11 protein-coding genes, 1 other RNA gene and 1 pseudogene are annotated in these 16,471 nt (G+C 68.2%); 10 read left to right on the forward strand and 3 right to left on the reverse strand.

What is annotated here, in order from left to right:
• Window positions 1-247 precede the first annotated feature (247 nt).
• The 3 genes from P2L57_RS18500 to P2L57_RS18510 are packed head-to-tail and all read left to right on the forward strand — an operon-like array spanning window position 248 to window position 3,050.
• Entirely contained in the window at window positions 248-1,114 is an 867-nt protein-coding gene (locus tag P2L57_RS18500) for a Nif3-like dinuclear metal center hexameric protein (protein WP_275815851.1), read from the forward strand.
• Entirely contained in the window at window positions 1,111-1,854 is a 744-nt protein-coding gene (locus tag P2L57_RS18505) for a zinc ribbon domain-containing protein (RefSeq protein WP_275815853.1), read from the forward strand. Before P2L57_RS18500 ends, P2L57_RS18505 begins: the two co-directional genes overlap by 4 nt.
• An 8-nt stretch (window positions 1,855-1,862) precedes the next feature.
• On the forward strand, window positions 1,863-3,050 hold the full coding sequence (locus P2L57_RS18510) for a bifunctional RNase H/acid phosphatase (protein ID WP_275816119.1): 1,188 nt from the start codon (window positions 1,863-1,865) through the stop codon (window positions 3,048-3,050).
• Here P2L57_RS18510 and eda read toward each other — a convergent pair.
• Window positions 3,047-3,621: pseudogene (gene eda, locus P2L57_RS18515) on the reverse strand (bifunctional 4-hydroxy-2-oxoglutarate aldolase/2-dehydro-3-deoxy-phosphogluconate aldolase). The gene P2L57_RS18510 and the pseudogene eda sit on opposite strands and share 4 nt — an antisense overlap.
• Here eda and P2L57_RS18520 point away from each other — a divergent pair.
• A complete protein-coding gene (locus P2L57_RS18520; protein ID WP_275816147.1) occupies window positions 3,545-3,733 on the forward strand; it encodes a hypothetical protein in 189 nt (62 codons plus the stop codon). The pseudogene eda and the gene P2L57_RS18520 overlap by 77 nt on opposite strands.
• Here the strand turns inward: P2L57_RS18520 and yaaA are convergent.
• Window positions 3,720-4,499: a peroxide stress protein YaaA gene (yaaA, locus tag P2L57_RS18525; RefSeq protein WP_275815855.1), complete on the reverse strand. Its 780-nt coding sequence runs from the start codon at window positions 4,497-4,499 to the stop codon at window positions 3,720-3,722. The genes P2L57_RS18520 and yaaA overlap by 14 nt on opposite strands.
• Before the next feature lie 101 nt (window positions 4,500-4,600).
• Here yaaA and rnpB point away from each other — a divergent pair.
• The 5 genes from rnpB to P2L57_RS18550 all read left to right on the forward strand — a co-directional run bounded on the left by rnpB (window position 4,601) and on the right by P2L57_RS18550 (window position 12,032).
• An RNA gene (gene rnpB, locus P2L57_RS18530) (RNase P RNA component class A) lies at window positions 4,601-5,007 on the forward strand.
• An 849-nt stretch (window positions 5,008-5,856) separates the two neighbouring features.
• Entirely contained in the window at window positions 5,857-7,194 is a 1,338-nt protein-coding gene (locus P2L57_RS18535) for an AAA family ATPase (protein ID WP_275815857.1), read from the forward strand.
• Complete coding sequence (locus tag P2L57_RS18540; protein ID WP_275815859.1) at window positions 7,191-8,030, forward strand: RloB family protein; 840 nt, start codon at window positions 7,191-7,193, stop codon at window positions 8,028-8,030. The genes P2L57_RS18535 and P2L57_RS18540 overlap by 4 nt, the downstream gene beginning before the upstream one ends.
• 83 nt (window positions 8,031-8,113) lie before the next feature.
• Window positions 8,114-10,714: a type I restriction-modification system subunit M gene (locus P2L57_RS18545; protein ID WP_275815861.1), complete on the forward strand. Its 2,601-nt coding sequence runs from the start codon at window positions 8,114-8,116 to the stop codon at window positions 10,712-10,714.
• On the forward strand, window positions 10,704-12,032 hold the full coding sequence (locus P2L57_RS18550) for a restriction endonuclease subunit S (protein ID WP_275815863.1): 1,329 nt from the start codon (window positions 10,704-10,706) through the stop codon (window positions 12,030-12,032). The genes P2L57_RS18545 and P2L57_RS18550 overlap by 11 nt, the downstream gene beginning before the upstream one ends.
• Here the strand turns inward: P2L57_RS18550 and P2L57_RS40780 are convergent.
• Window positions 12,019-12,117, reverse strand: coding sequence for a DUF397 domain-containing protein (locus P2L57_RS40780; protein WP_372515759.1), 99 nt, complete (start codon window positions 12,115-12,117; stop codon window positions 12,019-12,021). The genes P2L57_RS18550 and P2L57_RS40780 overlap by 14 nt on opposite strands.
• Before the next feature lie 684 nt (window positions 12,118-12,801).
• Here P2L57_RS40780 and P2L57_RS18555 point away from each other — a divergent pair.
• Entirely contained in the window at window positions 12,802-16,440 is a 3,639-nt protein-coding gene (locus P2L57_RS18555; protein WP_275815865.1) for a type I restriction endonuclease subunit R, read from the forward strand.
• Window positions 16,441-16,471: the final 31 nt, after the last annotated feature.

Here is a 16,471-nt window from a genome sequence, read left to right on the forward strand (position 1 = left end):
CGCGTCACCTCCGGCTCAGAAGCTAGTTTTCGTACTTCCAGCCGAACAACGCGAGTTGAAATGCTTCACACGTAAGGGTGGCCGTCTTCCGGTTTGCTGGAGATCGTGGACTGTTGTGTGCTGCGTCCCGCGATGGCGTTAAGGTTAGGTTCCCCTTATTTCGTCGTGGGTCAGCCCCGGCGAAGCAGCAGATGAACGGACCCCTCGGGGGATCCGGGGAGCACGAGCGGGAGGTAACCTTCCACCCGTGCCCAAACTGTCCGATGTGATCGACGCCCTCGACGCCCTCTGGCCCCCGCAGCGGGCCGAGCAGTGGGACGCCGTGGGCCTGGTCTGCGGGGACCCGGACGCCGAGATACGACGGGTGCTGTTCGCCGTCGACCCGGTCCAGGAGGTCGCCGACGAGGCGGTACGCATCGGCGCCGACCTGCTGGTCACCCACCACCCGCTCTATCTGCGCGGCACCACGACGGTCGCCGCCACCGGGTTCAAGGGGCGTGTGGTACACGGCCTGATCAAGAACGACATCGCGCTGCACGTCGCGCACACCAACGCCGACCGGGCCGACCCCGGCGTCTCCGACGCGCTCGCCGCGGCCATCGGGCTGCACATCACCGGGCCGCTGGTCCCCGACCCCGAGGACCCGGCAGGCCGCCGGGGTCTCGGCCGGATCGGCGAGCTGCCGGGACCGCTGCCGCTGGCAGAATTCGCCGAACAGGCCGCCCGCGCGCTGCCCGGCACCGCCACCGGACTGCGGGTGGCCGGTGACCCGAAACGGGAGATCCGCACCGTCGCGGTCTGCGGCGGTTCCGGCGACAGCCTCTTCGACGAGGTCCGGCGCGCCGGAGTCGACGCCTACCTCACCGCCGACCTGCGTCACCACCCCGCCTCCGAAGCCCAACAGCACGGCGGGCCGGCGCTGTTGGACGCCGCGCACTGGGCCACCGAGTGGCCCTGGTGCGAGCAGGCCGCCGCGGAGCTCGACGAGATCTCCGACCGGCACGGCTGGGCGCTGCGTACGCATGTATCGCGCCAGGTCACCGACCCGTGGACGCTCCACGCGCCAAGCACTGACCCGACGTCCCCTATCACTAGCCCAGGAGCTTCCGCTTGAAAGCCGCGCCCGCCGACCAGATTCGACTTCTCGAAGTCCAGGCCCTCGACGCACGTCTCGGGCGGCTGGACCACAAGCGCAAGAACCTCCCAGAGCACGCCGAGATCGAGCGGCTGAGCGCCGACGCCGCGCAGGTACGCGACCTGCTCGTCGCCGCTCGGACCGAGGAGAGCGACACCGCACGCGAACAGGTCAAGGCCGAGCAGGACGTGGACCAGGTACGCCAGCGCGCCACCCGCGACCAGCAGCGCCTGGACTCCGGCGCGGTCACCTCGCCCAAGGACCTGGAGAACCTCCAGCGCGAGATCGCCTCGCTGGCCAAGCGCCAGGGCGACCTGGAGGACGTGGTGCTGGAGGTCATGGAGCGCCGCGAGGGTGCGCAGGCGCGGGCCGCCGAACTGGAGCAGCGACTGGCGGCCGTGCAGACCAAGGTCACCGAGGCGGAGGCGCGCCGCAACAGCACGCTGGAGGAGATCGACGCCGAGGGCTTCACGGCCGCCAAGGAGCGCGAGATCCTGGCCGGTTCCGTCCCCGGCGAGCTGCTGAAGCTCTACGACAAGCTGCGGGGCCAGTTCGCCGGCGTCGGTGCGGCCAAGCTCTACCAGAAGCGCTGCGAGGGCTGCCGCTTGGAGCTCAACATCACCGAGTTGAACGAGGTGCGGTCCGCCCCGGCCGACGAGGTCGTACGGTGCGAGAACTGCCGCCGGATCCTGGTGCGTACCCCGGATTCCGGTCTGTGACGGCCGAGATGGCCACGTTCATCGTCGAGGCCGACGGCGGGTCGCGGGGCAACCCGGGGCCCGCGGGCTACGGGGCGGTGGTCATCGACGCGGCCACCGGCGAGACGCTGGCCGAGCGGGCCGAGTACCTGGGCACCGCCACCAACAACGTCGCCGAGTACCGCGGTCTGATCGCGGGGCTGCGCGCCGCACGGGAGTTGGACCCCGAGGCGACGGTACGGGTACGGATGGACTCCAAGCTCGTCGTCGAGCAGATGTCGGGCCGCTGGCAGGTCAAGCACCCCGACATGCGCCCGCTCGCGGCGGAGGCCCGGACGATCTTCCCGCCCGACCGGGTGGCCTACGAGTGGATCCCCCGCTCGCAGAACAAGCGCGCGGACCGGCTCGCCAACGAGGCGATGGACGCGGGCAAGTCGGGCAGGCAGTGGGAGCCGAAGCCCTCGGCCGTGGGCACGCCCGCCCCGGTGGCGGGCACGTCCGCCGCTGCCGTGGGCGCCGCCGTGTCGGACGGGGAGCGTGCCGAAACCGCGGCGGCGGCCAAGCCGACGGTCGGCTGGTCCGCTGATCTCGGTACACCCACCACCTTCGTCCTGCTGCGGCACGGGGAGACCCCGCTCACCCCGGAGAAGCGGTTCTCCGGCAGCGGCGGCGCGGACCCGGAGCTGTCGGACAAGGGCCGCTGGCAGGCGGAGCGCTGCGCCGAGGCGCTGGCCGCGCGCGGCAGCATCCAGGCCGTCGTCACCTCGCCGTTGACCCGCGCCCGGCAGACCGCCGAGGTGGTGGCGGGCACGCTCGGTCTCGACGTACGGGTCGAGGAGGGGCTGCGCGAGGCCGACTTCGGGGCGTGGGAGGGCCTGACGTTCGGCGAGGCGCAGGAGCGCTATCCGGACGACCTCAACGCCTGGTTGGCCTCCACCAAGGCCCAACCGACCGGCGGCGGTGAGAGTTTCGCGACCGTGGCCCGCCGGGTGTCGGCCACCCGTGACCGGCTGATCGCCCGTTACCCGGGACGGACCGTACTGCTCGTCACCCATGTCACGCCGGTCAAGACGCTGGTGCGGCTGGCCCTCGGCGCCCCGCCGGAATCGCTGTTCCGGATGGAGCTGTCAGCGGCGTCGCTGTCCGCCGTGGCGTACTACTCGGACGGCAACGCCTCGGTGCGACTCCTCAACGACACGGGGCACCTGCGCGGTTAGGTGTTCCCGGCGCCACCCGGCACCTCGGTGCCCTGGAGGCGCACCGCCTCCAGGGCCAGACGCTCGATGCGTGCCCAGTCCTTCATCCGCAGAGCATCCGGCGGAATCATCCCAGTGCCGCCCGCACAGCCGACGTTGGGCAGCGCGAGATAGCGCGGGGCACGCTCGGCGTCGATACCCCCGGTCGGGCAGAAGCGGGCCCCGGGAAACGGTCGGCCAGCGACTTCAGATACGCGGCGCCCCCGGCCACCTCCGCGGGGAAGAACTTCATCTCGGTCACCCCGCGCTCCAGCAGCGCCACCACCTCTGACGTGGTGGACACCCCCGGCAGACACGGCACCCCCGGCTCCCGCAGGGCGGTCAGCAGCAGGTCGGTCCAGCCCGGGCTGACCAGAAAGCGTGCTCCGGCGGCCACCGCCGCTATGACGTGTTCCGGGGTGACAACGGTCCCCGCGCCGACCGTGGCCTCCGGCACCTCGGCGGCGATGTGCCGAATGGCCCGCAGCGCGGCGGTGCTCGCGGAGACCATCGAACGCGAGGACGCCGAGGTCGCGACCAGGATCGCGGAGATCCCCGGCGGCCTGGAGCGCATCAACATCGTGGAGTACGACTACCTGCGGACCATGCGCGCCGCCGAACTGGCCTGGCTACCGGACCTGATCGACGAACTCACACCTCGGTGACCAGCACGTCCAGCTTGCCCGGGGCCGGAGTCTCCACCGTGAACCCCAAATCCCGCAGCGCGACAGCGAGTTCCGCGGGATCGCGCGGCACCCCGCCGTCGGTGAGCAGCGCCCGGACCAGCCGCCCCTTCGTCGCCTTGTTGAAGTGGCTCACCACGCTTCGCTTCTCCACCCCGTCCACGGTGCGTACCTGAAGCACCCGGACGGTCGCCGTTCGCTTGGCCACCTCGCCCTTCGGCTTCCACGCGGCCGCGTACGCGGCGGAGCGCAGGTCGAGCACCAGCCCGTCGCCCGCCGCCTCCGGCATCACCTCGGCCATCGGGCCACGCCAGTACGCGCCCAGCGCACCGAGCGCGGGCAACTTCACGCCCATGGAGCAGCGGTATGACGGGATCCGGTCATCGAGCCGCACCGCACCCCACAGCCCAGAGGAGATCAACAACGTGCCGCGCGCCCGCAGCGCCGCGTCCGCGTCCAGAGTGGCCAGCCCCAGGGCGTCGTAGAGCACCCCGGTGTACAACTTCCCGGCGGGCAGCGTCGGGGCGGACCACAGCCCCGCGTTCTTCCCCACCTCACCGCGCAGCGTCTCGCCGAGACCCAGCACGTCCAGCGCCTTCTGCGGACTCCCCGAGCAGAGCCCGACCAGCTCGTCGAGCACCGTCCGCCGCGCCTCGCTCAGCCCCGGCAGCGACAACGACCCCAGCTCCAGCGCGGCTCCGGAGCCGTCCTGGGCCTTCCCCTCGGACGGCGGCAGCAGGACGAGCACGGTATTTCTCCCTCGTACGTCACGACGTCACATCCCGGTGCAGCATAAGCGCCCCTGGTCGGCGGCCCGGCCGTGCTCGACTACCATGTGGGTACGGCAGACGAGCCGAGCGGGCGGTCGCGTCGGAACCCCTTGGGGTTCCGCCGAGGAACGTCCGGGCTCCACAGGGCAAGGTGGTGGGTAACGCCCACCCGGGGTGACCCGCGGGACAGTGCCACAGAAAACAGACCGCCGGGAGCCGAAAGGCACCTGGTAAGGGTGAAACGGTGGTGTAAGAGACCACCAGCGTCCAGGGTGACCTGGACGGCTAGGTAAACCCCACCTGGAGCAAGGTCAAGATGGAGCCGCCGCCAGGCGGCTCTGCGCGGATGTTCGAGGGCGGCCCGCCCGAGTCCGCGGGTAGACCGCACGAGGCCGACGGCAACGCCGGCCCTAGATGGATGACCGCCTCCCGGCGGGCCGCGAGGCCCACCGGAGACAGAACCCGGCGTACAGCTCGACTCGTCTGCCGCTCGGGCCCTGACCTGGGCGTTTGGCCTGGTCTGGGCCCTTGGTCGTCTCGGCGGGGTCCCCACGTTTTCCTGCGGGTTCTCGGGAGTTCCGGCGCGGGTGTGCACTGGGTGTGCACGCGGTGCACGGGTGGGGACGGCGTTGGAGGCGCGGTAGGGGCGACGTCCGGAGCCTTGGTGGCTGGGGTCACCTGGCCGGGAGCTGCTGTATTCGAAGGACAGTGGACGGGCTGGCCTAGCACGACGCTCCCCGCTGCGCCGTAGCCGCAGGTTCGTGCCCCCGGCAGGAGCAGCAGAACATGGGAAGCCGGATCATCACGTGTCTACGCGGGGGCGCTGGTTGTCACTACGACCGTGTCGTCTTGAACTCAGAGTCCGTCGGGTGGTCGGGGGCGCTGCGCAGGTTCGAGCCCTCGGCGGAAGCAGCAAAGCATGGCTGGTTGTGCCGACGACGCTGAACTGGTCATTCGTGGCCGTGTGGCGGTGAAGGGGCGGGCGCGTCTGGTGCCGCTTCCTCATTGCGGGTGATGCGTGCCGCGGTGCGCAGGTTCGAATGTCCGACCGGGGCCCTTCGGCTCCGGCGGTGCGCTGATATGTGTGGACGATCGCGTGGTCGACCACGAGCGCTCAGTCTAGGTCGTCTTCGGTGCCCGCTTGGCCGAGCAGAGCGATGAAGACCCGCCCCGACGTGCGATCGATTGCCTAGCTCCTCAGCCGGTTGCAGGCGAATGCGCTGTCCTGGGCGCTGGCGCATCTCCTCGAGAGGTTCTAGGGTGTTTGGTACGGATTACCTGCACGAAAATGCCTAAGGCGGCGGTCCGCTAGCCCGCCTCATTGGGAGGTCGGTCATGCTGCTCAGTTTCCGGGTGGCCAATCACAGGTCGATCCGTGATGAGCAAGAGCTTTCGCTTGTGGCCACCGAGTTCAACGAGGGAACAGGGCGAGAGACCGGCACCCGCTCGGAAGGCAAGCCGGTACGTGTACTTCCGGCAATCGGCATCTTCGGTGCCAACGCTTCCGGCAAATCCAATGTTCTGTCGGCCATGCGCTTCATGCGCGAGGCGGTCATCGAGTCCCTTGCGACATGGGGAAAGGGCCAGGGCGTGCCCCGGCAGCCCTTCGAGCTCGCCGACGAGGCATCGGCGGACACCAGCCTGTTCGAGGTTGAGCTGCTGCTCGGCCGGGCGGATAACAAGACCAGGTACACGTACGGCTTCGAACTGTCAGACGACAGGGTCGAGAGCGAGTGGCTCCACGCCTATCCGTCTGGCCGCCGACAGGTGTGGTTCGAGAGGGAAGCCAACCGGCCGGAGACGGAAGGAGGCGAATTCCGATTCCCCGGCACAGGACTCAGTGGCCGCAAGGACCTCAAAGACCTCTTGGTCACCACTACCCGCTCCAACGCTCTCTTTTTGACGGTCGGGGCTGCCCTCAACCACCCCCAGCTCTCCGCCATTCACCGTTGGTTCCAGGACAACCTGTGGCTGGTCACCAGCGGCAGCGACGTGGAGGCCCGGACGGCTTGGACCCGAGAGCTACTGACCCGCAAAGAGGCGAAGGAGATGCGGGATCGGCTCGTCACCATGCTCGCTTCGGCCGACCTCGGCGTCACGGACGTCGACGTGGACGCGGAGAGCGGAGAGGTCCAGCTCTTGCACCGAGGCGCGGACGGCTCCTCCCGCCGGCTGGACTTCTGGGAGCAGGAGTCTCTAGGCACTCACGCTTGGTTTGCCTTCCTTGGCCCGTTGCTCCACCTGTTGGGCAGGAGGGGCGGCGGCGTGCTGCTCGCCGACGAGCTCGACTCCAGCCTGCATCCGGTCCTGGCGGCCGAGGTCGTGCGTTTCTTCCAGGACGCAGAAGCCAACCCCGAGCTCGCCCAACTGATCTTCACCACTCACGATGCCACGCTGCTCGGACCCTCCGTTGTGGAGCGTCCACTTGACCGTGACCAGGTGTGGCTCACGGTCAAGCAGAGAGAAGGGGAGTCGGCTCTCTATCCCCTCCTCGCGGCCCGCAAGGCCCGCAACGACGAGAACCTGGAGCGGCGGTACCTGCGGGGCTACTACGGCGGCGTGCCGCGCCTAACCACCGGGGAGGTGGCCCGCCAGCTCGCCGCGCTGGAACGGCGCCTGGAGGCGCAGCGGACGGAATCGGACCCGGAGCCGAAGGCAACGACGACAGCGTGAGTAGACCACCCGCGGAGAGCCGGCGCGTTAACCGGCGCAAGAACCGGCACGACACGCCCCGGCCCCTGCGGCGCGGCCTCGACTCGTACCCGGACGAGTCGTGCCGGGTCGTCTACATCGCGGCAGAAGGCGAGAAGACTGAGCCCGACTACGTCAATCTCCTCAACGACACCTACGGCCAGCGCCCCGGGCGGAAGTTCTTCCTGCACTTCTGCCATGCGGGCGAGGGGCTGCGGCCCAGCGAGGTGGTCAGCCATGTGATCGCCGCCGCGCCAAGCCCGAAGGACGAGAAGTGGGCTCTATTCGACCGGGACACAGCAGACAACCGTGATGACGACATCCGCGCCGCCATGCGTAAGGCGGCCAGGGAGGGGGTGCAAGTCGCCCTCTCACACCCCTCCTTCGAGCTGTGGCTGCTCCTCCATTTCCAGCCGTTCACCAGCCAGGAGGACGGCCTCAGCGACATGATCAAGGATCGGCTGCGCAAGCATCCAGGGGCCAAGGGCTTCGCCGAGTACGACAAGAAGTCGGGCGACCGGGGCAAGGGGCTGGTCGGTCAGCGAGGCCAGTCCCTGTTGGGCAAGGAGAAAGCCGCGGTCGATCACGCGCGCAACCTTGTTGCGAACTGCCCGTACGGCGGATGCTCGACGAAGGAGCTCAGCTTCGACAAGATCCCCGGGCCACGCACCGAGTCGTACGAGGAGTGGAACCGCCGGTCCGGGCACGTAGACGGCTGTGATCCGCTGAAGCGAGACCCGTCCACCGACGTGTGGCGGCTGCTCTACATGCTGGAGATCGGCACGGAACCATCCGGCTCGTCTGGCCACCGCCCCTGACCCGACGGTTTCCGTCAGGAGTGCCTCCCCGACTACGCTGCCGGAGTTCTCTCAAAACTCCATGGCGTACGAAGGACCGGTGCGTGGCCCGTCTCACACTGCCCCAGCTAGAGCGGCATCTCTTCTCGGCCGCCGACATCCTGCGTGGTCGGATGGACGCCTCGGAGTACCGTGACTACATCTTTGGAATGCTGTTCCTGAAGCGGTCCTCCGATGAGTTTCAGCCTGAATGGGAGCGCGTTCACAAGGATGCCCTGGAGCGGACCGGTGATCCGGCCAAGGCCTTGGCGCGAGCCAACGACCCGGACAAGTACCCCCGGATCTTCTACGTCCCGCCGCGCGCCCGCTGGTGGAAGGGCCCCCATGAGAACCTGGAGCAGCCGGACCATCCGCTCCCGGGACTGTCCATGCTCGTAGACCGCGTGGGTGAGAGCCTGGACCAGGCCCTCATGGCCCTCCAAGGAAGCCACAGCCGCCTCGCGGGTGTCGCCTCGCACATCTCCTTCAACGAGATCGTCGGCACCAAGCCCCGATTCACTAACGCCGAGTTGCGCTCGCTCATCCGCCATTTCAGTCTCTACCGGCTGCGCAACGAGGACTTCGAGTTCCCCGACATGCTGGGGGCGGCGTACGAATACTTGCTGGCCCGATTCGCCGACTCGGCAGGCCAGCGAGGCGGCGAGTTCTACACCCCGCGCGAGGTGGTCCGAATGATGGTCCGCCTCGTCGACCCGCAGCCCGGGGACAGCGTCTACGACCCCTGCGCCGGCTCCGGTGGCATGCTGATCGCAGCCCACGAGTACGTGGAGGAGCACGGCGGATCGCCTGACGACCTTTCCATCAACGGCCAGGACAAGAATGGCCCCTCCTGGTCCATGGCCAGCATGAACATGGTCCTTCACGGCATCCGCGAGTTCGATCTCCATCACGGCGACACGCTCACCGAGCCTCTGCATCTCACCCCGGCCGGCCGGCTGCGCACCTTTACCAAGGTCCTGTCGAACCCACCCTTCTCGCTGAACTACGACGCCGAGTTGGTCGAACTCGCCGATGGGAAACACGGCTGGCGCATGAAGTGGGGCGCCACTCCCGAGAATGGCAAAAAGGCGGACCTGATGTTCGTCCAGCACATGATCTCCGTGCTGGAGGCGCGGGGTGTGGCGGCCACAGTCATGCCGCACGGTGTGCTCTTCCGTAGCGGCAAGGAGCGCGACATCCGCTTCAAGCTGCTGGAGGACGATTGCATCGAGGCCGTGATCGGCCTAGGCCCCAATCTCTTCTACGGGACGGGCATCCCGGCCTGCATCCTGGTGCTGCGGCCGCCGCACCGCAAGCGAGGGCCGCGGGAAAAGTACGTCCTCTTCATCAACGCGGATCGAGACTTCCGGGCTGCCCGCAACCAGAACGAACTTGGCCCCGAGCACGTCGAGAAGATCGCCACGGTCTTTCGGCACTGGAGGCAGCAGCCGGGCTACTCGCGCGCGGTGAGTGTCAAGGAGCTTCTGGCCGCCGACGCCAACCTGAACATCCGCCGCTGGGTGGACAACTCGCCGCCAGCCGAACCGCAGGACGTACGGGCGCACCTGTACGGCGGAGTACCGAAGGCCGAGATCGAAGCGAAGGCAAAGCTGTTCGAGGCGTACGGCGTTGACGCCTCGGCTCTCTTCGCGCCGCGTGACGGAGACCCGGAGTACGTGGACTTCCTCCCGGAGGGCCCCGAGACGATGGCCGCCCGCGTGCCGGAGCTGGCGGCCGCGAAGGAAGCGGAGCTGCGTGAGACGTACGAGAAATGGTGGGCCGACCAGGCCGCCCACTTCACGGCACTCGCCGACAATCACCGTTTGATGGATCTGCGCGAGCACCTTGTGTCCGGTTTCACGGAGGCCGTGGGCTCGACAGGAGTCCTGGACGAATACACGAGTGCCGGGATCATGGCCGACTGGTGGACGGTGACGAGGTACGACCTCAAGGCCCTCGCGGCGGGCGGGTACGAGCGGGTTCTCGAAGGCTGGGTCGACTCGGTCGAGACGATGGTCGAACCGGTGGTCCCGGACACGGACGAGCCGGGTACCGGCTCAGGCTCCGAGCGTGGCAGGACTCGGACGAAGTCCTCCACAACGGCCGCCGACCGCCGCCGCGCGATGGACCAGCCGGTAGTCCGGGCGCTGATCCCGGACTTCGTGGCGGAGGTCGCCCGCGCAGACGAGGCGTATGCGGCGGCCGACGCCGCGTACAAGGCGGCCGTGGAGGAACTGGCCGCCGCGCAGCCGACCGCGCCAGGCGCGGTCGGGGACTCCGAGGAGGACTCCGAGGAGCGAACGCCTGTTGCGCCGGAGGACCTGGCCCGTCTGGAAGCGAAGGTCACTCGCCGCCGCAAGGAGCGCACGGCAGTATCGAAGAAGCGCTCGGCCTTGGACGCGCGTTTCCTACCGGAGCTGCACGCCTACTCCGAGCTGGCGAAGGCGGCGGATGGCGGTGCGCAGCGTGTTGTGCTGACCGTCCTGGACGAGGCTCTGTCCACCCGCCTGGACGCTGCGGTCGCTGCGGGGTGCCGCGAACTGGTGGCGTCCGTGCAGCGCTGGGCCGAGAAGTACGCGGTCTCGCTGGAGGAGCTGGAGGCGGAAGGTGCGGACGCGGCAGGGGAGTTCCGGGACTGGCTGAAGGAGCTCGGCTATGCACGGTGAGGCTCTGATGGCGCACCGGTCATCCTGGCCGACCGACTGGCGCAGGGTGGCGCTGTCGGATGTCGGTAAATGGCTGTCCGGTGGCACGCCCAGCACGTCCAACGATGCGTATTGGGACGGCGATATCCCGTGGATCAGCGCGGCAAGCCTGAAGACTTTTCGTCTCGCCGAGTCAGATCGGCGCGTAACAGCGCTCGGCGCGGAGAACGGATCACGTCTCGTTGGAGCGGGAACGGTGCTATTCGTTGTCCGAGGCATGAGTCTGAAGTCGGAGTTCCGGATCGGCGTCACCCAGCGGACAGTCGCCTTTGGCCAGGACTGCAAGGCTGTGCTTCCTGCCGAGGACATTGACCCGTACTTCTTGGCCTACGCGATCCAGACGAAGACACCAGAGATCCTGGCCATGGTCGAGGAAACCAGCCATGGGACGGGCCGTCTCGATACGATCCGGCTACAAGAGTTGGAGATCGGCGTGCCGCCGCTGCCTGAGCAGCGTCGAATCGTGGCCGCCTGCGAGGCGATCGAGCGTCGTATCGCCGCCATCAAGCGTGTGCGAGCCAAGCTTGCAGTGTTGAGGCGCACCGTGGTTGACGACTTGGTGACAGGCCCGCCGCTGGCACTGGGTACCCTGCTCGAACATCGGCCACGGAATGGCTTCTCACCGCTTGAGGTGCCTGAATGGACCGGATTGCTGACGCTCGGTCTCGGCTGTCTGACAACAGACGGATTTCGCCCGCGTCAGATGAAGCGCATTCCGGACAGTGACTCGGCACGACGCTTTCTGCTCGCGGACGGTGACCTTCTGATGAGCCGGGCCAATACCCGGGAACTCGTCGGGCTGGTAGGCATGTACAGGGACGTAGGCTACCCATGCATCTATCCGGATCTGATGATGAGGTTGCGTCCTGACCCCGGAAAGTGCCTACCGGAGTACCTGGCGCTGGTGCTCAGCACCCCCAGCGTTCGGCGCGCCATTCAGGCGGGTGCGCGTGGGACGAGCGAGTCCATGGTGAAGATCAGCGCAGAGTTCGCAGAGTCGCTTGATGTACCCCTACCGTCGGTCGAAGCGCAACGGCGTGCGGTGCTGGCAGTTGCCGCCGTCGACTCACGCATCGCCCAGCAGGGGGCGGTGATTGACAAACTCCGGTTGGTTCAGCGGGCGGTGACCGAAGACCTACTGGTGGGAAAAGCAGGCGTGGATGTCCTCCGCCATACGGTCCGTCAGCGGAGCGTGCCGCCGAGCGTAACTGTCCTTACCCCGGAGAGGAATGCTGCCAACGCGGCGGGGCTCCGACCCTCACCACTCAGTGAGGGATGAAGCTGTCTCGGATGCCTACGCCGTCAGGCTGTACGGGGACTTCCACACAGTCGTTGCCGCCCTCCTCCGTGTAGGACGCCTTCACCCATCACTTCGGGCAGCACTCAGCGCCTCTACAGATCTCGGGCGATGCGATAGGGCAGAACATGGCTCGCGCGTAGCCCTCCGTCAGAAACAGGCCCAGCGCGCCCCGGCAGGATGCGCCGTCTGTACCGTGCGCAACCACGGGGCGTCGTTTTTGAGCACGGAGACCGCGAGGAAGCTTGGCGGGGTCTTCCCCTGGTACTCATCCCACCAATGGGCTTTGCGCCCGCTGGCTATCCTCGGCCAGAGCATCGATGGGCGCCGTGTCCTCGCACTCGTAAATGCTCTTCAGGCGACTTTGCCGCTCCTCCTAATCCTGAAGCGTCCAGCTTCGATGTTCGAGATAGCCGTCTGGTCGGCGCCGAGCAAGGTTGCGGCGGTAGGTGCGGACATGCCTGCCGATTCAAGGAATCGGCGAAGCTCGGTGCCAAACCGGCGCTTACGGGTTGTCTGTGCGAACCTCGGGGCTCGTGCCACGAGCGGCTGTTCGAGACTGACGGCGAGCCCAGCGGCTTCGAACTGAAAGCGACCTGCGGCGGGCCGAGACACCTCCTCTAGCCCCCGGCCGACGCTCGCCGCCTGACTCCGCAGACCGGCCCCCTCCACGCCCGTGGGTAGAGTTGCCCTCACCTCTGTTCGATGGGGGGACGGGCGCGACGTACGGCTACGGGCGGGGAGTTCGGGGATGGGGCAGCCGGAATACGAGAAGGTCGAGAGGCCGCTCATCGACCAGCTGGTCGCCATGGGATGGCGACACCACGTCGGTGCGCCTCCCGCAGAGCCCGCAACTGACTCCGCGAAGCAGCACGGCGATGATCCGGCTCATGCTGGCCAGACAGCAGTTGCGGCTGTGTTCGCGGACCGGTTCCGTACTGCCGTTGCCCGTATCAACCCCGGTGCCGATGGCAATCCCTGGCTCACTGGCGATCAGCTGGAGTATCTCCTCGCGCTGCTTCTCGGCACCGTGGCGGGCCGAGGCCCGGCCGACCGCGGGGTCGCCGAGAATCTCCGCGTCACCAAGCTCCTGCGCGATGGGGTCAACGCGCGCACGCTCCCGGGATGGGCCAAGGGGGATCCCGAACACGTCCGGTTGGTCGACTGGGAAGTGGCGGATGGGCCGTTCGCCGAGCTCGGTGAGGCCGGGACCGGCAACGATCTGCTCGCCGTATCCCAGTTCAAGGCGGAACGCAGCAGTGGCGGTACTGCGATCCCCGACCTGGTGCTGTTCGTCAACGGCCTGCCCTGGGTGGTCATCGAGTGCAAGGCGCCCTTGTCGCGAGGTGGCGAGAAGCGATTCGCCATCGACTGGGCGGTCGAGGACGTCATCGGCTATACCGGCGCCGAAGCCGACGACCCGGTCCCCGAGTTAGTACGGTTCGCGCAGCTGCTCGTGGCCACTGACAGGGACCACGCGGAGCTCGGCACGGTTAGCTCGGAGGCCGAGCACTTCGCGCCCTGGCGTACCGTCTACCCGGCAGCCCGGGACAAGGTCCGGGGAGAGGCCGGGGTCCCCGAGCACCGGCAAGAACTTTACGCCCAGGAGACCTTGGTCGGCGGTGTACTCCGGCCCGCGCATCTGCTGACGCTCGTACGGGACTTCACCACCGCGGCCGGACGCGGCCCCCGTACGGTCAAGGTGGTCGGGCGGTACCAGCAGTTTAGGGCCGTACACAAGATCGCCAAGCGCCTGCGCGACCGCCGCGAGACGCAGGCCGCGGGCCAGGACGTCGATCAGCGCGGCGGTGTCACCTGGCACACCCAGGGTTCTGGCAAGTCCCTGACCATGGCCTTCCTCGTCCGCCACCTGCGCAGCAGCAGGGACCTGAAGGGACATAAGGTCGTCGTCGTAACCGACCGCAAGGATCTGGAGAGGCAGATCCGCACCAGCATGGCGGCGGCCGACGAGACGATCCACCGGGCGCCGTCGGTGCGCCACGCCCGCCGATTTCTGGGCCTGGACGTCCCGGACGTCGTGCTGGTCATGCTCCAGAAGGCCCGCCGGGACGACGCGGCGGACGATGGCCGTGACGAGCTGCTCGCGACCTCTCCCGACCATCGGGACCACGTCCATAACCGTGTGGCGAACGCGAGTTCCGACATCGTCGTCCTCGTCGACGAAGCGCACCGGGGGCAGAGCGCCTGGCAGCACGCCCGCCTGCGCGCCATGCTGCCCAATTCTGCCATGGTGGGCTTCACCGGCACCCCCATCCTCAGTGGGGCCCGCAAGACCACCGAGGATATCTTCGGCTCATACGCCGACACCTACACGCTGAAGGACGCCGAGCGCGACGGCTCTGTCGTCCCCGTGCGGTACGAGGCCCACCAGGCGGACCTGGAGATCATCGAAAAGGCGCATCTCGATGCCGGATTCGACGAGAAGGTACCCAGCGACCCCGAGAAGCGGACGCGTGTCCTCCGCAAGTTCGGGCGCAAGAAGGAAGTCCTCGAATCGCCGTCGGTGATCGCCTGGAAAGCCGATCACATGGTGCGCCACTGGGCACAGACCGCTCTACCGGACGGATTCGGCGCCCAAGTCGTCGCGGTCTCACGACGCGCCGCCGTGGCGTATCGCGACGCCCTGCGGAAGGCCCTGGCCGGGCTGGTGGCGGAACTGGACGCGCTCGGCGGCGACGCGCACGACCCGGCCGCGGGTCCCGCCCCCGACGGGCAGGTCGACCTGGTGAGCCTGCTGCGTTACCGCGATGTCCTCGCCTCGGTCGACGCGGCCGTGGTCATCTCGAAGTCTCAGAAGAAGGGGGAGAGCAAGGGGGCTAAAACTAACGATCCTAAGGAGTGGGATGCGTGGACTCGCCCGGGGAGCCAGATGGCGCACATCGAACGATTCCGGCGCGGCGTGCCCGTCCCCGATCCCTTCGAGGTGAGTGAGGATCCCTCGTGGGCCGCCCGGATCCACGGTCGGCCGCAAGGTGGTCCCCAGCCAGGGACAGAGGTCTCGGTTCATGATCCCTGGCACCGGGAGACCGCAGCCCAGCGCCACAAGGCTGCAGACCGGCCGGATGCCAAGAAGAACGAGCGCCCGCTCGGGTTCCTCGTCGTCACCAACATGCTGCTCACCGGTTTCGACGCCCCCGTCGAACAGGTCATGTACCTCGACCGTCCGATGTTCGGCGCCGGCCTGCTCCAGGCTATCGCCCGCACCAACCGCCCGTACCACAAGAAGCAGTGGGGGCAGGTGGTCGACTACGTGGGGATCGGCCCCGACCTGGCCAAGTCGATGAACGCGTACGAGGACGCGCACCTGCGCGCCGTACTTGGCTATGAGGACGTCTCCTTCGACCACCTTGACCCCGAAAGCGGAGCACCGCGGCCCGTCCGGGACCGGATGTGGCTCCAGACTGACGCGGCGGCCGACGCCCTCCTCGCCGACCTTTACAAGCGGCTTGGCGACTTCCTGGCGGAGCAGGGGATCAGTACGCTCACTGAGGAGTCGCAGCGGGAGGATCTGCTCGCCGCACTGGAGGATCCGCTGCTGCGGGGCGAGTTCGACGAACTGGCGCGGGATTTCCTCAACGCGCTCAACGCGGTCCTGCCCCGCCCAGGCGCACTCGTGTACGAGACGTTCGCCGCTCTGCTCGGCGAGGTGCAGTACCTGGCACGGGTGCGCTATCTCGACGGCCGGGATCAGTTCAGCCCGCGCCGCTACGGGGCCAAGGTGCGCGCGCTGATCGCCGCGCATCTGCGGGTGATCGACATCGTGGAACGGGTGCCGGGGATCGAGCTCGGTGCCCCCGACTTCATGGACCGGGTCAATGCCAACGCCGATGCGCGCGCCCGGATCTCATACCTCACCAGCCGTATCCATACGCACATCACGACGCGGCTGGATGGCGACCGCGATCGGTACGGGACGTTCAGCGAGCGCCTGGAGGCGGTCATCCAGCGGATGAACGCGGACTTCGACGCGGCTGCCGCAGCACTCGCGCGCCTTGCCGCCGACATCGTCGCCGCGGAGCGCGACGGGGGCCCGGAGGCCGAGGCCGGGCTGGAACCGTGGACCGAACGACCGGTGTACGCGGTGCTCGCCGGCCGGGTGACCGGAGCCGGCCCCGTTGTTCCCGCGGGAGTCGACCTGCACCAGGCGGCGCGCGACCTCACGTGGACTATCTCCGGACTCGTGCGTTCCCCGAACTTCACCACGTTGCCTGACGCCCGGGAGCGCGTGCGTAGGGAGCTGCGGAACCACTTGGAGGCTGAGCTGTTCATCGACTGGGGTGAGACGGGGCCGATCGCCAGCGTGCTGGTCGACCTCGCGTTTCACCGGCATAGCGACTTCCTGCACTATGCCGAACGTGGTGAACCCTGAGCTGTTCCGCCGGGCTGTCCGAGCCGGGTGG

This window comes from Streptantibioticus ferralitis (genome assembly GCF_029223525.1).
GTDB lineage: Bacteria > Actinomycetota > Actinomycetes > Streptomycetales > Streptomycetaceae > Streptantibioticus_A > Streptantibioticus_A ferralitis.

What these genes read in the sequence shown, in the direction of transcription:
- P2L57_RS18555 (WP_275815865.1), top strand. Translation starts at nt 12,802, where the DNA reads ATGGGGCAGCCGGAATACGAGAAGGTCGAGAGGCCGCTCATCGACCAG.
- P2L57_RS18510 (WP_275816119.1), top strand. Translation starts at nt 1,863, where the DNA reads ATGGCCACGTTCATCGTCGAGGCCGACGGCGGGTCGCGGGGCAACCCG.
- P2L57_RS18520 (WP_275816147.1), top strand. Translation starts at nt 3,545, where the DNA reads ATGGCCCGCAGCGCGGCGGTGCTCGCGGAGACCATCGAACGCGAGGAC.
- P2L57_RS18535 (WP_275815857.1), top strand. Translation starts at nt 5,857, where the DNA reads ATGCTGCTCAGTTTCCGGGTGGCCAATCACAGGTCGATCCGTGATGAG.
- P2L57_RS18550 (WP_275815863.1), top strand. Translation starts at nt 10,704, where the DNA reads ATGCACGGTGAGGCTCTGATGGCGCACCGGTCATCCTGGCCGACCGAC.